General features: G+C 45.0%; 17 protein-coding genes. 3 read left to right on the forward strand and 14 right to left on the reverse strand.

What is annotated here, in order from left to right; all coding sequences use genetic code 11:
• Positions 1-261: 261 nt before the first annotated feature.
• From OMP94_RS10505 to OMP94_RS10540, 8 genes are read right to left on the reverse strand one after another with little or no spacing between them, the layout of a single operon-like run.
• Complete coding sequence (locus tag OMP94_RS10505; protein ID WP_266278256.1) at positions 262-678, reverse strand: hypothetical protein; 417 nt, start codon at positions 676-678, stop codon at positions 262-264.
• Positions 675-1,292 (reverse strand): nucleoid occlusion factor SlmA, encoded by a 618-nt coding sequence (gene slmA, locus OMP94_RS10510; protein ID WP_266278257.1) that lies wholly within the window; start codon positions 1,290-1,292, stop codon positions 675-677. The genes OMP94_RS10505 and slmA overlap by 4 nt, the downstream gene beginning before the upstream one ends.
• Positions 1,289-2,191, reverse strand: a complete 903-nt coding sequence (gene argB / locus OMP94_RS10515) for an acetylglutamate kinase (protein ID WP_266278258.1) — start codon at positions 2,189-2,191, stop codon at positions 1,289-1,291. Before argB ends, slmA begins: the two co-directional genes overlap by 4 nt.
• A gap of 17 nt (positions 2,192-2,208) precedes the next feature.
• The gene (locus tag OMP94_RS10520) at positions 2,209-4,698 is read right to left on the reverse strand and encodes a phosphomannomutase/phosphoglucomutase (RefSeq protein ID WP_266278259.1); all 2,490 of its coding nucleotides are present in this window, start codon (positions 4,696-4,698) and stop codon (positions 2,209-2,211) included.
• Entirely contained in the window at positions 4,698-5,153 is a 456-nt protein-coding gene (dut, locus tag OMP94_RS10525) for a dUTP diphosphatase (protein ID WP_266278260.1), read from the reverse strand. The genes OMP94_RS10520 and dut overlap by 1 nt, the downstream gene beginning before the upstream one ends.
• Positions 5,125-6,354, reverse strand: a complete 1,230-nt coding sequence (gene coaBC, locus OMP94_RS10530; protein ID WP_266278261.1) for a bifunctional phosphopantothenoylcysteine decarboxylase/phosphopantothenate--cysteine ligase CoaBC — start codon at positions 6,352-6,354, stop codon at positions 5,125-5,127. The genes dut and coaBC overlap by 29 nt, the downstream gene beginning before the upstream one ends.
• Entirely contained in the window at positions 6,347-7,693 is a 1,347-nt protein-coding gene (locus tag OMP94_RS10535; RefSeq protein ID WP_266278262.1) for a YhjD/YihY/BrkB family envelope integrity protein, read from the reverse strand. The genes coaBC and OMP94_RS10535 overlap by 8 nt, the downstream gene beginning before the upstream one ends.
• Before the next feature lie 10 nt (positions 7,694-7,703).
• The gene (locus tag OMP94_RS10540) at positions 7,704-8,462 is read right to left on the reverse strand and encodes a Nif3-like dinuclear metal center hexameric protein (protein WP_266278263.1); all 759 of its coding nucleotides are present in this window, start codon (positions 8,460-8,462) and stop codon (positions 7,704-7,706) included.
• A gap of 53 nt (positions 8,463-8,515) precedes the next feature.
• Between OMP94_RS10540 and OMP94_RS10545 the strand changes: the two genes are divergently transcribed.
• Positions 8,516-9,184, forward strand: coding sequence for a DUF4126 domain-containing protein (locus OMP94_RS10545; RefSeq protein WP_266278264.1), 669 nt, complete (start codon positions 8,516-8,518; stop codon positions 9,182-9,184).
• On the opposite strand, the gene OMP94_RS10550 is transcribed toward OMP94_RS10545, so the two are convergent.
• Complete coding sequence (locus OMP94_RS10550) at positions 9,181-10,014, reverse strand: CheR family methyltransferase (RefSeq protein WP_266278265.1); 834 nt, start codon at positions 10,012-10,014, stop codon at positions 9,181-9,183. The genes OMP94_RS10545 and OMP94_RS10550 overlap by 4 nt on opposite strands.
• Before the next feature lie 103 nt (positions 10,015-10,117).
• On the opposite strand from OMP94_RS10550, the gene OMP94_RS10555 reads away from it, so the two are divergent.
• Positions 10,118-10,975: an SDR family NAD(P)-dependent oxidoreductase gene (locus OMP94_RS10555; protein WP_266278266.1), complete on the forward strand. Its 858-nt coding sequence runs from the start codon at positions 10,118-10,120 to the stop codon at positions 10,973-10,975.
• Between the two features lie 69 nt (positions 10,976-11,044).
• Complete coding sequence (locus OMP94_RS10560; protein WP_266278267.1) at positions 11,045-13,180, forward strand: putative bifunctional diguanylate cyclase/phosphodiesterase; 2,136 nt, start codon at positions 11,045-11,047, stop codon at positions 13,178-13,180.
• A 50-nt stretch (positions 13,181-13,230) separates the two neighbouring features.
• Here OMP94_RS10560 and OMP94_RS10565 read toward each other — a convergent pair whose 3' ends face one another.
• The 5 genes from OMP94_RS10565 to OMP94_RS10585 form a co-directional block, all read right to left on the reverse strand.
• Positions 13,231-14,085, reverse strand: coding sequence for a formate/nitrite transporter family protein (locus tag OMP94_RS10565; protein ID WP_266278268.1), 855 nt, complete (start codon positions 14,083-14,085; stop codon positions 13,231-13,233).
• Positions 14,086-14,216: 131 nt separating this feature from the next.
• Positions 14,217-16,802, reverse strand: a complete 2,586-nt coding sequence (gene clpB / locus OMP94_RS10570) for an ATP-dependent chaperone ClpB (protein ID WP_266278269.1) — start codon at positions 16,800-16,802, stop codon at positions 14,217-14,219.
• Positions 16,803-16,884: 82 nt separating this feature from the next.
• Complete coding sequence (locus tag OMP94_RS10575; protein ID WP_266278270.1) at positions 16,885-17,559, reverse strand: lysophospholipid acyltransferase family protein; 675 nt, start codon at positions 17,557-17,559, stop codon at positions 16,885-16,887.
• Positions 17,556-18,182: an L-threonylcarbamoyladenylate synthase gene (locus tag OMP94_RS10580; RefSeq protein ID WP_266278271.1), complete on the reverse strand. Its 627-nt coding sequence runs from the start codon at positions 18,180-18,182 to the stop codon at positions 17,556-17,558. The genes OMP94_RS10575 and OMP94_RS10580 overlap by 4 nt, the downstream gene beginning before the upstream one ends.
• A complete protein-coding gene (locus OMP94_RS10585; RefSeq protein ID WP_266278272.1) occupies positions 18,179-19,045 on the reverse strand; it encodes a PHP domain-containing protein in 867 nt (288 codons plus the stop codon). Before OMP94_RS10585 ends, OMP94_RS10580 begins: the two co-directional genes overlap by 4 nt.
• Positions 19,046-19,093: the final 48 nt, after the last annotated feature.

Genomic DNA, 19,093 nt, shown 5'->3' on the forward strand with positions numbered 1-19,093 from the left:
AGGCTGATTGTGCAAGTAAGCAAGTGGCGTGAGAACTGTACTAAAGTACTAATTGGAAAAATTTTCTATGAAAATCACAAACTTAATATAGGAATTTTTCCTATATGCAATCGATATATCCTTTTGGAAACAGCGAGTTACAGGCTCCCAAAATGCGAAAAAAAATACCGTGAAAAATATCTGTTTTTGTTCAAATATTTATCAAAAAACAGTTTCTAGGGATATATTTTGAGAAAATTGCGGCTTAGTAAAGGTAAATCACTACAGCGATGAGGCTGCAAAACGATTTAACATCTCAGCAACCAAACGTCTCGGCAGCCAGGCCTCACCATCATAAACAGCATGGATAGCTTTACTCAGAACATCGCGTTGGCTTGGTGTAATGTAGCCGCGTGCAGAAAAGCCTGTTTGTGAGAGCATGTCGAAATCAGGTGTTTCGGAAGTCAGGATTAAAGTTTGCGCTCGGTTATGTTGTTTAGCCAAAAAAGAGCAAACCACATCAGCCTGTAAATCTTCGTTGTCTTGATCTAGGACGACGACATCAGCATCTAAACTAATGATGTCTTCCAGAGCTTGATTAAGGTTTGTTGCAGCCAGAGTGACGATCTGTAAATCATCAGCTTCAGTCAAATCACAGCCCGCTAACGTTGTCTCACCCAACACTGCAACTTTAATCATTGATATGCCTTAAGTAATTGAGCCATTAAAGGCCATTGCTGGTCCCAACCAGCTAATGGCGACTGACGGTAACCACTACGAACAAACTGTTGCATATGACCTTCAACAACACATAGCAATAAATTAGCTGTTTCGTTAACAGGGCGGCCACCTGCTTGTGTCAACGTTAATTCACGCTCACGCAAAATTTGGCGAAACTGTGTTTCTAAACGATCAAAAAACAGGCTAACACGCTGACGTAATCTTTCGGTCTCACCGGTTAATGCAACCCCGACTAATACACTTGTGATACCCGGATTTTTAGCACTAAAGCCTAAGAGTAAAGCGATGATTTTTTCACAACGCGCTAAAGCGTCTTTTTCATCATCCATGATCCGGCGAATCAAACCAAAAACAGTGTCTTCAGCAAACTCAATTAACCCCTCAAACATGCGGGCTTTACTTGGGAAATGTCGATAAAGTGCAGCTTCTGATACACCCAAGCCAGCAGCTAATCTAGCGGTAGTAATGCGTTCGCCCGGATTTTGCTCCAACTCGGTTGCTAACGCTTCCAAAATTACCTGACGCTTAGATTGTTTTTGTTCAGCCCTAGTCGGCTTTTCTAATTCACTCACCGACCACCTCCGCGGATCAATGTACCCACACCTTCATCGGTGAACATTTCTAATAAAACAGCATGCTGAACCCGGCCATCAATGATATGTGATGATGTGACACCAGTTTGCACCGCATCCAAGGCGCAACCAATTTTTGGCAACATACCGCCATAAATCACACCTTGTTCAATTAATTCATTCACTTGCTTGGCATTTAAACCAGTCATTAACTTGCCATCAGCATCAAGCAGACCCGGCGTATTTGTCAATAGAATCAACTTCTCAGCCTGTAAAACCTCGGCGATTTTACCGGCAACGAGATCTGCATTGATGTTGTACGACTCGCCATGCTTACCAACACCAATTGGTGCGATAACAGGAATAAAGTCACTATTGATCAGCATATCGATAACCGCGGTATCAATACTGCTGACCTTACCGACATGACCAAGGTCGATCATTTCTGATGCATTTAATGATGGATCATTTGAGGCAACTTGCATTTTCTCAGCAAAAATCAAACTACCATCTTTACCGGTTAAACCAACGGCACGACCACCATGACTATTAATAAGGTTAACAATACTTTTATTAACCTGACCGCCCAAAACCATTTCAACGATATCCATGGTTTCACTGTCGGTAACACGCATGCCATTGATGAACTCAGATTGTTTACCAACCTTATTAAGTAGTTCACCAATTTGAGGACCACCACCATGTACGATAACAGGATTAATCCCCACCGCTTTTAATAACACCACATCACGGGCAAAGCTGTTTTTCAGCGCTTCATCCGTCATGGCATTACCGCCGTATTTAATAACCAGTGTCTTACCCGAAAAGCGTTGAATATAAGGTAATGCTTCCGTTAAGACCTGAGCGATGTGCGTTGCACGCTGTGTGTTTAGACTCATCTTCTTTCCTCTGCCTGTTACAAATGGAGATCCAAGGTCGGTTTGACCTGCAACATTTGTTGAACAAACAGTTGTTTAATATTTTGTAAATCGGCTTCGCTGCCAGCTTCAAATCGTAAGGTTAAGCCAGGCACGGTATTTGAGGCTCTGACTAATCCCCAACCATTAACAAAGTCTGCTCGAAGCCCATCAATTTTAGTGATGCGGGCATCGTTAAATTGTGCCTCATTGATAAACCGCAGCATAAACTCACGGCAGGCAGAATCGTCCATAGCCACATGAATTTCTGGCGTATTCACTCGCTGTGGTTGAGCAGCAAAAATTTCGCTTGGCGAACGCCCCTCAGCATCAGCGGCGAGCAATTCTAACAGTCGGCAGGCTGCGTATAAAGCATCATCAAAGCCATACCACCTATCAGCAAAAAAGATATGTCCACTCAGTTCACCAGCCAGTTTGGCGTTGTGATCTTGCAGCGCTTTTTTAATTAATGAATGTCCTGAGGCCACCATCATTGGCTTGCCACCAGCTTGCTTCACCGTATCGTGAAGCAATCCGGTACTTTTTACATCAAACAAAATTGTTTCATCCGGAGAGGCCGCCAATATTGCTTGGGCAAATAACATCAACAAACGATCTGGCCAGATAATGTCACCAGTCCCGGTGACCACACCCAAGCGATCACCATCACCATCAAATGCAAGGCCCAAGTCTGCGTTAACTTCTTGGACTTTATGAATCAGATCTTGCAGGTTTTCAGGTTGTCCTGGATTAGGATGATGATTAGGAAACGCACTATCAACATCACAAAACAGCGGGGTAACCTCACAGCCAATTAGCTTGAATAATTGTGGTGCGATAACACCAGCAATACCATTGCCGCAATCAACCACGACTTTGAGAGGTTTCGCTAATTTGATTTGCGCCAGAATACTGGCCTGATAAATATCGGTGATATCTTCTGTTCGTGACGCCCCATGACCATGCGCCAACTGCTTTTTCTCTATTCGAGTATGGAGGGCTTTGATGGCATCACCTGATAAGGTTTCGCCAGCAAGGACTATTTTCACGCCGTTGTAATCTGCCGGGTTATGACTGCCCGTTATCATCAAGCCCGAACCGGTTTCAAAATGTTCTGCTGCAAAATACAAAACCGGGGTCGGTACAGCCCCGATATTCAGCACATCACAGCCACTCTCATTTAGTCCTTTAATGACCGATTTGGCAAAACTGTCACTACTGGCACGACCATCTCTTGCAACGACCACTTCTTGAACACCACGAGCTTGAGCTTCACTACCAATAGCATGGCCAAGTTGCTGCATGACTGATTCAGATAACTGACTACCGACAATGCCGCGGATATCATAAGTTTTGAAAATGGCTGGGTCGAGAGAGCTAGGCTCAGAAACCGCCTCATCGTCAGTTGGTAGATAAAACTCTAAAACATCCGATGTGGTATCGGTCTCAACCTTTTCATCTAAACTGCCGCTACGTGGTCTATCAAATGCATCTTCCGGTAAGACTTCTTCCACAATAGCATTCATTGTTTCTGCTGACGTATGTTCGACGTCAGACTCAATATTATGTGACTCGATTTTGTCGAGCGATGATGTTGCTGTTATTTGTTGGGTTGGCTGGATATCTTGAACAGGCGTTTCCAAGTCAGTAATTTCGCGAGATATGCCGCCGTTATCATGGCGTTTTGCCTCAACAGTATCAACGACAACTGGTGCGGCTTTGCGTGCTTTTTTCTGACGCGTAGCACGCTGCTTTTTAGACAGTTTACCCGCCAATGGCCACCAAACGATAAGTGCCAATAATAATGCGGGTAGCCACCACACATAGCTAAATTGGAACCCCTTTGGTGGCATCATCCACAGGCTTAACTGCCAATGACTACCTTTGATTTTGCTGCTAACAGGGCTGCTCATTGTTGCTAACTCAGGATCACCAGATTTAGCAACCACCAAACTGCCACCTTGTTGAATAGTCCAATATCCCAACTTAGTATCAAGGGTTTGACTTAACTTGCTAAGTACTTCAGGTTTTAAAGCCAGTAACTGATAACCATTGTTGTGCTGACGAACCAGTTGTACAAAAGCATCTTTGGTGTTTGGCTGCATCACCGCAACATCGGCAACAACTTGTTCTTGAGCTTGCCGTAAAGCGAGCAACGTGGCATAGGTGATTGGCATACAATCACCGTTTTGAGGCTGCACGGGGATCGTCTCAATTATGCAGAGCAATTTTGCTTCCGGCCATTTAACCAGTGTTTCAGGTTCTGCTGCTTGTTTCTGCCAACCATTAATAACACTCGTCAATGCTGAGGCTTGCTGACTAACAATGTGTTGTTGACGTTCAGGCGTCTTATCCTCTGGGCTCGGTGTGAACAGTTGCCCAAGATAAAAACTTGCGGTGACAGCAATCAGCATCACCAAGACCAGTAGCAAAAATGCTGGTCTATTTAGCCGTTTTTTAAGCACATCCTTGACGTCAACGTTCGCCATTAATGTCGGCCTGTATGACCAAAACCACCTGTGCCACGTTCGCTAGCTGTAAACTCCTCAACCTGTTCAAAAGCGACTTGGGCGACTGGGACAAATACCATCTGAGCAATACGTTCACCAATTTGAATATCAAATGGTGTTTGACTACGATTCCAGCACGATACAAAGATTTGCCCTTGATAATCACTATCAATTAAACCAACAAGATTACCCAGTACAATACCGTGCTTGTGACCTAAACCTGAGCGAGGTAATAAAACTGCGGCTAGAGAAGGGTCATCAATGTGGATAGCGAGTCCCGTTGGAATAAGCGTTGTTTCACCTGGCTGTAAGGTGATATTTTCCTCGAGACAAGCTCTCAAATCTAATCCCGCAGAACCATCGGTTGCGTAATTAGGTAATTCGATGCTGTCACCCAAACGTGGATCAAGCAGTTTTAACTGTATTTTTTGCATAGTAATGTTCGATTATTAAAGTCACTAAATCTCGGGCCAATTGGGCTTTAGGCCCAACCGGTAATATTTTTTCACCACCTTGCCAAAACACCTGCAAGGCATTGGTATCAGCACCAAAAACTTGGCCATCAGCCACGCTATTGGCAGCAATCATATCTAGTTTTTTTGCTACACGCTTTTGCTGAGCATAATCAGCAACGGATTGTGTTTCTGCTGCAAAACCAACCACCATATTTGGTCTTGCTAGCATCGCTGCAATCTCACTAATAATATCGGCATTAGCTACCAATTGCAGATGCAAATTTTCATCCAGATTTTTCTTCATTTTTTGGCTGGCAGGGGTTGCAACACGATAATCCGCAACGGCCGCACAACCAATGAAAATGTCGCTACCGGCGGCTATACGCAAACTGTGTTCATGCATCTCGAGTGCAGTTTGCACGTTAATACGTTTCACCTTTGTAGGTGTCGATAAATTCACAGGTCCACTTATAAGTGTCACCTCAGCGCCAGCTTCAACACAGGCTTGTGCTAATGCAAAGCCCATTTTTCCTGAACTACGGTTACCGATAAATCGTACAGGGTCGATTGGCTCATGGGTTGGCCCAGCGGTAATCACAATGTGTTTACCTTGTAATCTAGCTGGCACCAAATAGCGTGCAAGCTCAGAAATGATCATTTGTGGCTCTAAAAGCCTGCCTTCGCCCACTTCACCGCAAGCTTGATCACCACTATCTGGCCCTAACACCACCACACCTCGCTGTTTCAGCACCTCAAGGTTGGTTTGTGTCACCGTGTTCGACCACATTTTGTTATTCATGGCAGGCGCAATAGCCAATGGTGCTTCACTCGCTAAAATAGTCGCTGTCAAAATATCATCTGCCCGTCCCTGAACCAGTCTGGCTAAGGTATCGGCGCTAGCCGGTGCAACCAAGATCCAATCAGCCCAACGCGCAAGGGCAATATGCCCCATTGTCGACTCTTCAACGGCATCCAATAAATTTATGGCAACCGGAAAACCACTCAAGGTTTGCAAAGTCAGTGGCGTTATAAATTGGCATGCACCTTCAGTCATCATGACTCGCACTTGAGCACCACAATCTTGCAACCGACGTACTAAGTCTGCTGCTTTATAGGCAGCAATACTACCGGTGACACCGAGGAGAATTCGCTTACCGTTTAATGCTGAGATGTCATTCATTTGGTTGTCCAACAGCCAAGTCTCGTAAAGTCATATTGGCTAATACTTGCTCTTCGGCAGAACGTAATTCTGACAAAACATGTTCAATTCGCGGCGTGACACGGTGTCGAAGCGGTAACAAATCTCGCTCTTCAGCGCTTCGTAAACAATCGATTATTTGCTGTACTTTGATCGTAGATAAATCTCGGCCCGGTACAAAACTCGTTTCCTGTCCGGCGACCTCGGTTAATAAACCATCTTGCTCCAACATCGTCAGAATTTCCTGCACACTGCTGGCATTCAATGAAGTATGGTCTTCTAATTCTGGCAAAGTTAGGGGTGGCTTTTCTTGGCAAAAACGGCGAGCAATTTCGGTCATCAGCCAAAGCCCCTCTTTCACTCTTAAGCGTGGGCTTAAACGTTGCGACCTACCGCCCATCTGTACCAGTTTGGGATGCTGAAGGTAAAAGGCAACTTGTGAACCTATCAATAAGATAAACCACGCCAAATACACCCAAATCATGAAAAAGAACAAAATCGCAAAGCTCGAGTAAATCGCTGTGTAATTACTCGACGAAGCAACAAAACTGGCAAATAACGTGCCCAAGGTCACCCATAGAATGCCGGCAACCGTAGCGCCAGTAAATGCCGCACCGATCTTAACGCGCGTATTCGGAATAAACGTATACAAAAAGGTAAACGCCAAAATGATCATGAAATAAGGTAATAACTTACTTAAGACCAATAAAAACGTACCAAAAGGCTCGATCGACTGAAGCTTAGCAACCACATCATTATCCAGTGCCGCACCAGTAATCCCTAGAGCAGAAAACACCAAAACTGGACCAATCATGACCACACTAAGGTAGTCGGTAAAACGTCTCGCTAAAGTACGTGGTCGCTTAACACGCCAGACAAAATTAAAGGCACTTTCCACTTTTTGAATTAGCGCGATGATAGTGTAAAACAGCATCGCCAAACCCAACGAACCTAATACGCCAACTTTAATATTTTCAACAAAGCCAATAATGTTAACCGTCAGTTCCTGACCTTTGGCACCTAAGGGTTCAAGCATACCGATGAGAAATGGTTCGATCTGATTATGAACGCCAAAGGCTTTTAATACTGAAAAGGCGACGGCAATAAGTGGAACCAATGACAATAAAGTTGTAAACACCAAGCTCATTGCCCGCAAACTTAAATTTCCGGTACGTAGCTCATTTGCCATGATGTATGCGACACGAAGCAAATGCAGCAATGTGCGTTTTACCTGACTACCTTGCTCAGAAGCTTCCTGCCATAAAGTTTTGGTAAAAAAGGTATGTGTTTGTTGCCCGTAATGACGTGCTCTTGTCAGCATGGCCTATTCCTTAAACCGGGTTATCAATATCGATAAACTGCACTGAAACAGGCCAGTTTGTAGCAATCGTATCACCAAGTGCTTTGACACCATACCGCTCAGTCGCGTGATGCCCTGCAGCGATGTAATGAATCCCCAACTCTCGGGCGAGATGGGTGGTCTGCTCTGAAATCTCACCACTCATAAAAGCATCCAAACCCAGCTCAGCAGCTTGCTGAATATAACCTTGCGCCGCGCCAGTACACCAACCGATCGTGCTGATAGGTCGGTCATGGCCTGAAATAGTGAGGGCTGGACGGTCGAGCACCTGAGACACTTTTTCCGAAAAACTTTCTAAACTTACCGGTGATGGCAGCGTGCCACATAAAGCAATGGCTGGATCACCGCTACCGCGAATGCGGCCATCAATCTCAATGCCCAATAATCTTGCTAGCTGCACATTATTGCCAAGCTCAGGATGCGCATCTAACGGTAGGTGATAACCAATTAAGTTGATGTTATTGGCTAACAATTTCTTTAAACGTTGTTGTTTAATGCCTGTTACCGTTTGCGATTCACCACGCCAAAAATAACCATGGTGAACAATGATAGTGTCAGCCTCAACTGCTATCGCGGCATCAATGAGCGCCTGACAAGCAGTGACTCCAGTGACGATTCGCTCGATATTTTCACTTCCCGCGACTTGTAAACCATTAGGGCTATAATCTTGATACCGTCCAGGCTCTAGCAAACCATCAAGATAGGCGAGCAGTTCAGTTCGGGTTATCATCAATCTATATTCCGTTTCAGCATAGACGTCACTATAACAAAGAGGAGGCGCAAATGGACGCGGTCAGTGTAATTGCCCTCAGTATGGGTATTGCTTGGGCTAGCGGTATTAATTTATACGCCGCTGTGTTTATGTTGGGTTTTCTCGCGAATGCTGGGCATATTGTATTGCCTGAAGATATGGTCGTGTTAAGTGACCCATTGGTCATGATGGCTGCCGCCACCTTATATTGCGTGGAATTTTTTGCCGATAAAGTACCAGGCGTCGATACAGGCTGGGATACTTTACATACGTTTATAAGAATTCCAGCAGGTGCAGTCCTTGCGGCTAGTGCTGTTGGTGATATTAGCCCTGCTGCCGAATTAGCTGCGGGCTTAATTGGTGGCACATTAGCTGCAGGTAGTCATGCCACCAAAGCTGGTAGTCGATTACTTATCAATACCTCACCCGAACCTTTCAGCAATTGGGGGGCATCGATTAGTGAAGATTTGATGGTCATTGGCGGCTTATGGCTGGCTCTCAACCATCCTGTAGGCTTTTTAATTTTACTGGTTCTATTTATCGCTTTGATGATCTGGCTGTTACCCAGGTTATGGCGTCTTATCAAACTGGTTTTTCGACAAATCGGCAGTTGGCTTGGTCTTTGTGAGCCACCCGAGAAACCTGATAAGCCCTCGGAACAAACGGTAGCCAGCCCACAACAAATACCCAAAACAGATTAACGTCGTTGGTAAACAACGCCCTCGGGATAACGTTTGATTTCGAATGCGTCTGAATAGCCGCTAATCGTTTCTGATGCACCCAAGAATAAATAACCACCCGGGTTCAGGGCCTGCGCCATTCGGGTCAGGATGTCACTCTTTCGCTGAGCTGAAAAATAAATCAATACATTTCGGCAAAAAATCACATCAAAACGCCCCAGACCGGTATAGCTTTGTAATAAATTCTGTTCGCGAAATTGCACGCGCTGCTTAACGTCCTGACTAATTTCCCACTGCTCACCAACCGCTTTAAAAAACTGCTGTTTTCTAGCTAAAGATAGTCCACGATCCAGGGTATTGGTTTCGTATAAACCAAGTCGCGCCATCGTCAACATTTTGGTGGAGATATCAGTCGCCACGATTTGCGAGCTGCTCAACTTACTTCCTGAATTTTTTCTCAGATATTCAGTGATTAACATGCTAATCGTATATGGCTCTTGTCCAGAAGAACAAGCAGAAGACCAAATTCGACATGGCGCTTTCGTCGTTTGCTCAAGCTCAGCTAACATATTTTTTTCAAGGATAAAGTACGGACTACCATCACGAAACCACGAGGTTTCATTGGTCGTCATAGCATCAATCACAGAATTACGCAGATGGGCAGGCGTACCCATCTGAATCGCCGTCAGCAATTCAGAAACGGAACCAATCTTTTCATCTCTAAGCAGCTTCGTTAAACGACTGATAATCAAATATTGCTTACCGTCACCCAGCAAGATACCGCAGGCCTGCTCGAGAAAAAGCCTGAATTTTTCGTAGTCAGATTGGCTGATGTCTTGCGATTGCAGCATACTCAGTACTTTGCGACCTCTTTTATTAAGCAACTTAATAGCTTTTAGCGTCTCAAGTCACTATTTATTTAATTATTCCGTCGCCGGCGGGTAGTATCAGCATATGAAAAATTCACCTAAACGAAAACATATTCTTATCACAGGTTGCTCCAGCGGTATCGGTCTAGAGGCCGCCAAGTTATTGCATGACCGAGGTCACAAGGTCGTGGCAAGTGTGCGTAATGAAAAAGATATCAAGCAATTTAATGACTTAGGTATTCCTTGCGTCATACTTGATCTGGACTGTGATAACAGCATTCAACAAGGGCTTGAAGAAAGTCTAAGTCTGTTAGATGGTCGTATTGATGCGCTATTTAATAATGGTGCTTATGGGCAACCTGGCGCCGTTGAAGACCTGACAAGAGACGTTTTACAAGCCCAATTCAATACCAACCTATTCGGCACCCAAGTGCTCACCAATGCCGTTATCAAAGTCATGCGTCAACAAGGTCATGGCAGAATCATCTATAACAGCTCAGTACTCGGCTTAATTGCATTACCTTATCGCGGTGCATATAACGCCAGTAAATTTGCTTTAGAAGGCCTTGCCGATACCTTAAGACTAGAATTACGTGGCACAGGCATCGAAGTTAGCTTGATTGAACCTGGTCCTATTCTCAGTCAATTCCGTGCCAATGCTTTTGCTAAATATCAGCAAAATATTGATAAGACTAACAGTGCCCATCGGCAAATTTACCAAGCCATGGAAAATCGCTTAACCAAGTCTGGCCCAGCAGCGCCCTTTACGCTACCTGCGAGTGCCGTTGTCGATAAACTGATTCATGCAGTTGAAGCTAAACGCCCTCAACTAGGTTATTACGTGACATTCCCAACCTACTTGCTCGGCACTTTAAAACGGATATTACCCGGACGCGCTTTAGACTGGGTATTGAAAAAAATCTCCCGTGGCGAGCAAAGTTAGGGTGATAGCGATACTTGCTGAACAAGGCTTTTATGCCATAATCGCCGTTCAGCAAAGGGATCTGTGACCATGGCCGGCATTTCACGCAATACACTTCACTGGCAATCAATTGCAAAAATCTTTATCGGTAGTTTGGTAAGCGGCTTATCTGTTTTATTTATTGCTGCATGGTTGGTATACAGCAGTTTGGATAATGCTTTAACAGGTAGTGATATCGCCATCTATTTTGGCTTATGTGCCGCACTGCTCATCATTATCGCAGGACTATGGGCTATCTATGCCTACCACCGTTTAGCTAGACCATTAGAAGCGCTTGAACAAATCACTTCTGCCCTTCCCTTGCTCTCCGCCAAAAAATATCAAGAAGCCAACGAGATATTTCAACGCCTTGAATCTGCAACAAAACATCAAGAAATCATTGATCTGCAACATGCGGGTCAGCAACTCACTGAGATGTTGGCACAATTAGATAGCAATATCGAACAGCGAAGTAAGCAAATCAATGCAAAGTCAGAAGAACTTCGTGTCGAGCGTGATTTCATCAAAAGTCTGATGGATACGGCACAGCTTATTATTCTGACCGTAAATGAAAAATTCGAGATCACCTTATTTAATGAACATGGTGCCAAACTCACCGGCTTTCAGGAAGCTGAGCTTCTCAATACCGATGTCGCCAGAATGTTTCCGGCCGGCAATTGGACTGAAGCGCAGACTTGTTTTAACGAGTTATTAGCCGGCAATCTGCGTATTGCTCAGCAAGATGCCGAACTGGTTGATAAATATGGCGTCATCAAACAAATTTCTTGGCTACATTCACGCCTAGAAAATAATAATAACGATGCCGTGATCTTATCCGTGGGTTTAGATATGACCGCGAAAAGTGAGGCTGAAAAACGCGTTATCTGGATGGCCGAACATGATCCGCTTACAGATTTATGTAACCGCCGTAAATTTACCGAAGAGTTTGAAAAGTCTTTACGCACGGCAATTCGTTACCACCATAACAACACGCTGTTATATCTCGACTTAGATCAGTTTAAAGATATCAATGACACGAGCGGTCACAAAGCTGGCGATGAGCTGTTGGTGTTGGTTGGAAAAACACTCAAACGCGTCACGCGCTTCACTGACTTAGTTGCCCGACTGGGTGGTGACGAATTTGCGATTTTGATGCCCGAAAGTGATGACGAAGGCGCACAAGTTTTAGCACATAAAATATTAAAAGAGTTGTCAACACTCCAGCTTGAATATGGGGCGGTACGCCATAAAATTTCCGCCAGCATCGGTATTGTGCATTTCCCGCTACATGACGCCAGTATTCATGAGCTGCTGACCTATGCAGATTTGGCCATGTATCAAGCCAAACAAAATGGTAAAAGTGACTTTCACGTGTTTTCCGCCGATGACCAAACAAGGCAAGAACTGGAAAGCCGAGTGTACTGGAAACACCAAATTGAAGATGCTTTGGAAAATCATAACTTCCTGTTGTATTTCCAACCCATTCTTGAGCTCAAATCCAATAATGTCGAGCACTATGAAGTCCTGATTCGTATGCATCACCCGGAAACAGGTGATATCAGCTTGCCAGGAAAATTTATTGAAGTAGCTGAACAAGTCGGACTAATTCGCGAAATTGACCAGTGGGTCATCAATATCAGTATTAAAAAGCTTGCTGAGCTCCATAAAAAAGGTATTAAAGCGCGCTTTTCTATCAACTTATCGGCTTCAATCATTGATGCGCCGATGCTGCTGCCATTATTGAAAAAGCTGATTAAAAAGTATGAGATTGATCCGGCGACACTCATCTTTGAAGTCACTGAAACCGTTGCGGTTAGTAATCTGCAAAAAGCCAAAGCTATGATGCTGGCGATTAAAGCGTTAGGCTGCCAATTCTCTTTGGATGACTTTGGTGTGGGGTTCTCATCATTCAACTACATGCGTGAGCTACCGGTCGATATCATCAAAATTGATGGGATTTTTATCAAAGACTTGGATAAGAATGCTGACGATCAATTATTCGTCAAAGCATTGGTGGATGTCGCTAAAGGCTTAGGTCGTAAAACGATTGCAGAGTTTGTCGAAAACCACGCGGTTTTGACATTGTTGAGAACCTACGGAGTGGACTTTGCTCAGGGCTATTATGTCGGCAAACCAAGCCCGAAAATCTTGACTGATAGCGACTGGCATCCACCAGAAACACATTAATGATGAGGTAAAAGTGCACTTCCCGTAAGGGAAATGCACTTATTTTATGTTTATTTAGTGGTTTCAGGTCGGTTGTATACGTAAACCAAGTAATACGCCATGGCGACAAAACCCGCACCACCGACGATATTACCTAGTGTTACTGGAATGATATTACCCAGCAAACCACCGAAATCTAACGCCTGTAATTGCTCCGGGGTAAAATGACTTGCCGCAACAATAGCTTCATCAGCAGCGGCAATCATGGCAATTGGAATCATGTACATATTGGCAACACAGTGCTCAAAGCCCATCGCAACGAAGCCTGAGATAGGGAAAAGCACCGCCATCACTTTATCTGTGACTGAACGTGATGCGTAAACCATCCAGCTACCTAAACAAACCAAGACATTACAGAACAAGCCACGAACAAAAGCCTCTGTTGTCGTGAGCTCAACTTTGCCAAGACCCGTTTTTAGCGCTGTCGCCCCAACGCCGTAGTGCGCATTATCAAGATATCCCGATAAATAAACGAGGTAGACCGTTACCAGCGCGCCAATCAGGTTGCCCATGTAAACGATACCCCAGTTACGCATCAGGCCTTTAAAACTGACTTGCCCTTTGGCATATGCCATCACCACTAAGGTATTACCAGTGAATAATTCCGCCCCCGCAATCACGACCAGAATAAAACCTAAGGCAAACACTAAACCGCCAAGCAACCTTGCCATACCATAAGCGGTACCCGCGTCGGTCATAACGACTGTGTAATACATTGCTGCAAAAGAAATAAAAGCGCCGGCCATTAATGAAAGAATGACTAACGGAATAATCGACATATTGGCTTTATCGACACCAACTGTTTTGACTTTTTCCGCGACTTCCGCAGGCGTAAAGGCATCGACAAACTTGCCGAACTCAGACATGTTAACGGTTCCCCGAGGCAGGAAAGAAAGCTGAGTATTATAGCAACGGCTAGTTAAATATGCATAACCTTGCAAGTAACAGCCATCGCGTTAGGTTTGCCCGATGGCTGCATCTCGCTGTTCAAACTCACTTAATGTTTAACAGAAGTACTAAACACCAAAGCTTCATCTTCAACATCAACATGAATTACCTGACCAGCCGTATATTTGCCTGCCAGTAATTCATGCGCCAGTTGGTTTTCAATTTCATTCTGTATGACACGTTTCAGTGGTCGTGCACCGTAAACCGGATCAAAACCCGCCTCTGCGATGTGATCTAATGCAGCATCTGTTAATTCCAACGCCAAATCCCGATCCGCCAATCGTTGGCGTAAATGTGCCAACTGAATATCCGTGATTGTGCGGATTTGTTGTTTTTGCAGCGGATGGAAGACCACCACATCATCAACCCGGTTAATAAACTCAGGGCGAAAATGTTGACCGACAATCTCCATCACCGCATTTTTCATGACGTCGTATTGCTCTTCACCCGCCATTTCCTGAATCACATTTGACCCCAGATTAGATGTCATCACCACGACCGTATTCCGGAAATCCACTGTGCGTCCCTGACCATCAGTCAAACGGCCATCATCAAGTACCTGTAACAAAATATTGAATACATCCGGATGCGCTTTTTCGACTTCATCAAGCAAAATTACCGAGTACGGTTTACGGCGAACCGCTTCGGTCAGATAACCGCCTTCTTCATAACCGACATAACCCGGCGGTGCACCGACCAATCGTGCCACTGAGTGTTTTTCCATAAACTCAGACATATCAATTCGCACTAAGGCTTCTTCGGTATCAAATAAGAAACTGGCCAACGATTTACATAACTCGGTTTTACCAACACCCGTTGGCCCCAAGAATAAAAACGAACCGTTTGGTCGATTAGGATCTGACAACCCTGCCCGACTACGACGAATCGCATTAGCTACCGCATTAACCGCTTCATCTTGGCCAACAACACGCTCATGTAATGCTTCGTCCATTTTCAGTAGTTTGTCGCGTTCGCCTTCAAGCATTTTGGACACAGGAATCCCCGTCCACTTAGAAACTACCTCGGCGATTTCTTCTTCACCCACTTTATTGCGTAGTAGTTTGAACTCAACCTGTTCGGCGGCATTGGCTGCAGCGAGCTGTTTTTCCAACTCTGGAATACGACCGTATTGCAGCTCTGACATTTTCTCCAGATTGCCATTACGATTTGCCGCTTCTAATTCTAACTTGGCTTTTTCCAACGCCTCTTTGATGTGTTGGCTGCCATGTAATGCAGCTTTTTCTGACTTCCAAACTTCTTCTAAGTCAGTATACTCACGCAGCAGTTTTTTCATTTCGGTTTCAAGTGTTTCTAACCGTTTTTTCGAGGCATCATCGCTTTCTTTTTGTAGCGCAACACGTTCGATTTTTAACTGAATCAAACGACGTTCCAGACGATCTAACACCTCTGGTTTAGAATCAATTTCCATCCGGATACGGCTTGCTGCTTCATCAATCAGATCAATCGCTTTATCCGGCAATTTACGATCAGTAATGTAGCGATGCGACAACGTGGCCGCCGCAACAATGGCAGGGTCAGTAATATCAACACCATGATGCACTTCATAACGTTCGCTAAGACCACGCAAGATCGCAATCGTCGACTCAACAGTCGGTTCACCAACCATGACTTTTTGGAAACGACGCTCTAAAGCAGCATCTTTCTCAACATACTGACGATATTCATCTAATGTTGTTGCCCCAATACAATGCAATTCGCCACGCGCTAAAGCAGGTTTAAGCATATTGCCAGCATCCATCGCACCGTCCGCTTTACCCGCGCCAACCATAGTGTGGATTTCATCAATAAACAGAATGATTGAACCTTCTTGTTTAGCCAGATCATTCAGTACGGCTTTGAGGCGTTCTTCAAACTCACCACGGAATTTGGCACCGGCAATAAGGGCGCCCATATCCAGAGACAATACGCGTTTATGTTTCATGCCTTCTGGCACTTCACCATTCACGATGCGTTGCGCCAAGCCCTCCACAATCGCGGTTTTACCCACACCTGGCTCACCAATTAACACCGGGTTATTTTTGGTACGGCGTTGTAAAACCTGAATGGTGCGACGAATTTCATCATCTCGGCCAATTACTGGATCCAGTTTGCCGCTCTCTGCGCGAGCCGTTAAATCAATGGTGTATTTTTCCAATGCTTGGCGCTGCTCCTCAGCATTTTGATCGGTCACTCGCTCACCGCCACGAATTTTATCAATCGCTGCATTTAAGCTGGTTTTACTGGCGCCATGTTGACGCAGTAACTCACCGGTCTGATTTTTGTCATCAACTGCCGCTAAAACAAACAATTCACTGGAAATGTATTGATCCTGACGTTGTTGTGCCAACTTGTCAGTCTGATTCAACAAACGATTTAAGTCTTGGGAAATGTGGATATCACCATTACCGCCCTCAACCTGTGACAAACGGTTTAGCTGGTTATCCAGATCGGCTTGATAACTGACGACATTCACACCACTTTGCGCCAATAAAGGTTTGACCGAGCCACCTTGCTGTTTCAGTAAGGCAAGCATCAGATGCACTGGCTCAATAAATTGGTGATCTTTCCCTACCGCCAGACTTTGTGCTGCGCCTAAGGCTTCCTGAAATTTACTGGTCAACTTGTCGATTTGCATGACTGAAAGTCCCTATAAAAACTAAGTTAATTAGCAAAATGGGGGAGCTGCTACCAAAATCAAGAGGAAGATTTATTTTTGTTTAATGACGGGCATTGTCCGTGTTTTCAATCACTTGTTGGACATGACTTAAACACTCATCTAAAGATGCCGTATTAACCTGTATCGGCTGTGCCACGGTCAATTGCACATGACTTGGAATAAATGGTGCGGTTATCACATTTCCCGGCGCACCAACGCCATCAATTCTGACTGGAATAACAGGCGACTCTGTCCAAGCGGCTAAACGAGCAAAGCCTGCTTTAAGTTTTCTGGGTGGATCGCTATCTAGGTGAATTTTACCATGTGGAAATAAGGCTATCACCTCTCCCTGTTGCAGGGCTTTTAATGCTTGGCGAAGTGATTTTTCGGGTCGCCCATCTCGGTCAACCGGAATACAACCTGCGGCTTTAAACAACCATCGCAGACCAAAGCGTTGGTATTCTTCGCGAGCGATAAGAAAACGAAGTGGTCGCTTACTTGCGGCGATTAACAATAAGGGGTCAACACCTGACACATGATTGGCAACCACGATAGCAGCGCCAGATTCTGGCAAAGCAATTTGCTGTTTACCTAATCGATGCAGACCACGACACAAAATTCGTGTCCAACCATCGAGCCAATTTACATGTGGCCCGCCCCAATTTGCTTTAGCAGTGAGCAGCCCAATTATCCAAATACTCATTAGTGGTAATAGCCACCAAAGAAATGTGGTCATGCCACCTCAAATGGTGCGGTATCACCGCCGCCACTACGAATAATTTCAGGTACATCATCGATAAACTCAACAACGGTAGTTGGCGTTGCACCGCAAGCGCCACCATCGATGATTAAATCTACATGTTTACCAATAGCATCAACAATATCTTCTGCCTCAGTCATCGGCATATCATCGCCTGGCAAAATTAATGTCGAACTCATCAATGGCTCATTGAGTGTTTCCAGCAACGCCAAAGCAATATTGTTAGTTGGGATGCGTAAACCAATGGTTTTACGCTTGGCATGTTGCAGGCGACGCGGCACTTCTTTGGTCGCTGGCAAAATAAATGTGTAAGGCCCCGGTGTATGCGCTTTCAGCATACGAAACACTGAGTTGTTCACTTTTGCATAAAGCGATAGCTCAGAAAGATCACGGCAGACCAAGGTGAAGTTATGGTCGTCATCCAGCTGTCGAATGCGACGAATCCGTTCCATGGCGTTTTTATCACCAAGATAACAACCCAAGGCATAACCTGAGTCCGTTGGGTACACCACCAGACCACCGCGCTGAATAATGTCGCAAGCTTGTTTAATTAACCGTGGTTGTGGGTTATCAGGGTGGATTTGAAAAAACTGACTCATGCAAATTTCCGTTCATCAGACTGCGGCCATGTCGACCAAATCGGCGTCACATGCGCCGGCAAAGGCGTAATTTTGCCTAACTCTGTCCAAGTTTGCTCAGGACTATGAAAATCACTGCCAGAAGATGCCAATAATTCAAACTTATCGGCAAGTGCAGCCAAATGTCTGACTTCATCACCATGCTGCACACCTGAGCAGACTTCAAAGCCAACGCCGCCCAATTCTTTAAACTCAGCGATAAGTCGGCGTAGCTTAGTCGCTGTCATTTTGTATCTGGCTGGATGGGCGATAACGGCCTGACCACCAGCCGCATGAATCCAGCCGAGCGCATCCTCAAGCGTTGCCCATTCGCCGGGAACATAACCGGGTTTATTTCTGACCAGATATTTTTTAAAGACTTCTCGGGTATCTTTAGCGTGTCCTGCTTCGACCAGAAATTGCGCGAAGTGCATACGTCCCAACATGGTTTCCGAAGCATATTTGCTTGCACCTTCATAAGCCCCCGCAATACCGGCTTTTGCTAAACGATTTCCAATTTCGACAGCACGACCAGAGCGATAATCTCTTAAGGCCGATAAGCCGTTTTGCAACTGGACATTATTGATATCAATATTTAGGCCAACAATGTGTAAGGTGTTAGCACCCCATGTGACGGATATTTCAACACCAGCAACACAGGTGATTGGCAAACTTTCAGCAGCTTGCTGCGCTGCAGTAATACCTTCTGTACCATCGTGATCGGTCAGCGCCAATACATCGACACCTTTTTCAACGGCGCGCGCGATCAACGCCTCAGGTGGCAGTGCACCATCAGAAACATTTGAGTGGCAATGTAAGTCGTAGACAAGTGGTTGTTGCGTCATAAGTTTTGATTTTACGTTAGAATACCGACTCACGCAGGTTTTGAAGAT

It is taken from the genome of Methylophaga sp. OBS3, assembly GCF_026319325.1.
Lineage (GTDB): Bacteria > Pseudomonadota > Gammaproteobacteria > Nitrosococcales > Methylophagaceae > Methylophaga.

Bases quoted from the DNA above. Each gene is read 5' to 3' on its own strand.
- OMP94_RS10505 (WP_266278256.1), bottom strand. From the start codon at position 678: ATGATTAAAGTTGCAGTGTTGGGTGAGACAACGTTAGCGGGCTGTGAT.
- argB (WP_266278258.1), bottom strand. From the start codon at position 2,191: ATGAGTCTAAACACACAGCGTGCAACGCACATCGCTCAGGTCTTAACG.
- OMP94_RS10520 (WP_266278259.1), bottom strand. From the start codon at position 4,698: ATGGCGAACGTTGACGTCAAGGATGTGCTTAAAAAACGGCTAAATAGA.
- dut (WP_266278260.1), bottom strand. From the start codon at position 5,153: ATGCAAAAAATACAGTTAAAACTGCTTGATCCACGTTTGGGTGACAGC.
- coaBC (WP_266278261.1), bottom strand. From the start codon at position 6,354: ATGAATGACATCTCAGCATTAAACGGTAAGCGAATTCTCCTCGGTGTC.
- OMP94_RS10535 (WP_266278262.1), bottom strand. From the start codon at position 7,693: ATGCTGACAAGAGCACGTCATTACGGGCAACAAACACATACCTTTTTT.
- OMP94_RS10540 (WP_266278263.1), bottom strand. From the start codon at position 8,462: ATGATAACCCGAACTGAACTGCTCGCCTATCTTGATGGTTTGCTAGAG.
- OMP94_RS10545 (WP_266278264.1), top strand. From the start codon at position 8,516: ATGGACGCGGTCAGTGTAATTGCCCTCAGTATGGGTATTGCTTGGGCT.
- OMP94_RS10550 (WP_266278265.1), bottom strand. From the start codon at position 10,014: ATGCTGCAATCGCAAGACATCAGCCAATCTGACTACGAAAAATTCAGG.
- OMP94_RS10555 (WP_266278266.1), top strand. From the start codon at position 10,118: ATGAAAAATTCACCTAAACGAAAACATATTCTTATCACAGGTTGCTCC.
- OMP94_RS10560 (WP_266278267.1), top strand. From the start codon at position 11,045: ATGGCCGGCATTTCACGCAATACACTTCACTGGCAATCAATTGCAAAA.
- OMP94_RS10565 (WP_266278268.1), bottom strand. From the start codon at position 14,085: ATGTCTGAGTTCGGCAAGTTTGTCGATGCCTTTACGCCTGCGGAAGTC.
- clpB (WP_266278269.1), bottom strand. From the start codon at position 16,802: ATGCAAATCGACAAGTTGACCAGTAAATTTCAGGAAGCCTTAGGCGCA.
- OMP94_RS10575 (WP_266278270.1), bottom strand. From the start codon at position 17,559: ATGACCACATTTCTTTGGTGGCTATTACCACTAATGAGTATTTGGATA.
- OMP94_RS10580 (WP_266278271.1), bottom strand. From the start codon at position 18,182: ATGAGTCAGTTTTTTCAAATCCACCCTGATAACCCACAACCACGGTTA.
- OMP94_RS10585 (WP_266278272.1), bottom strand. From the start codon at position 19,045: ATGACGCAACAACCACTTGTCTACGACTTACATTGCCACTCAAATGTT.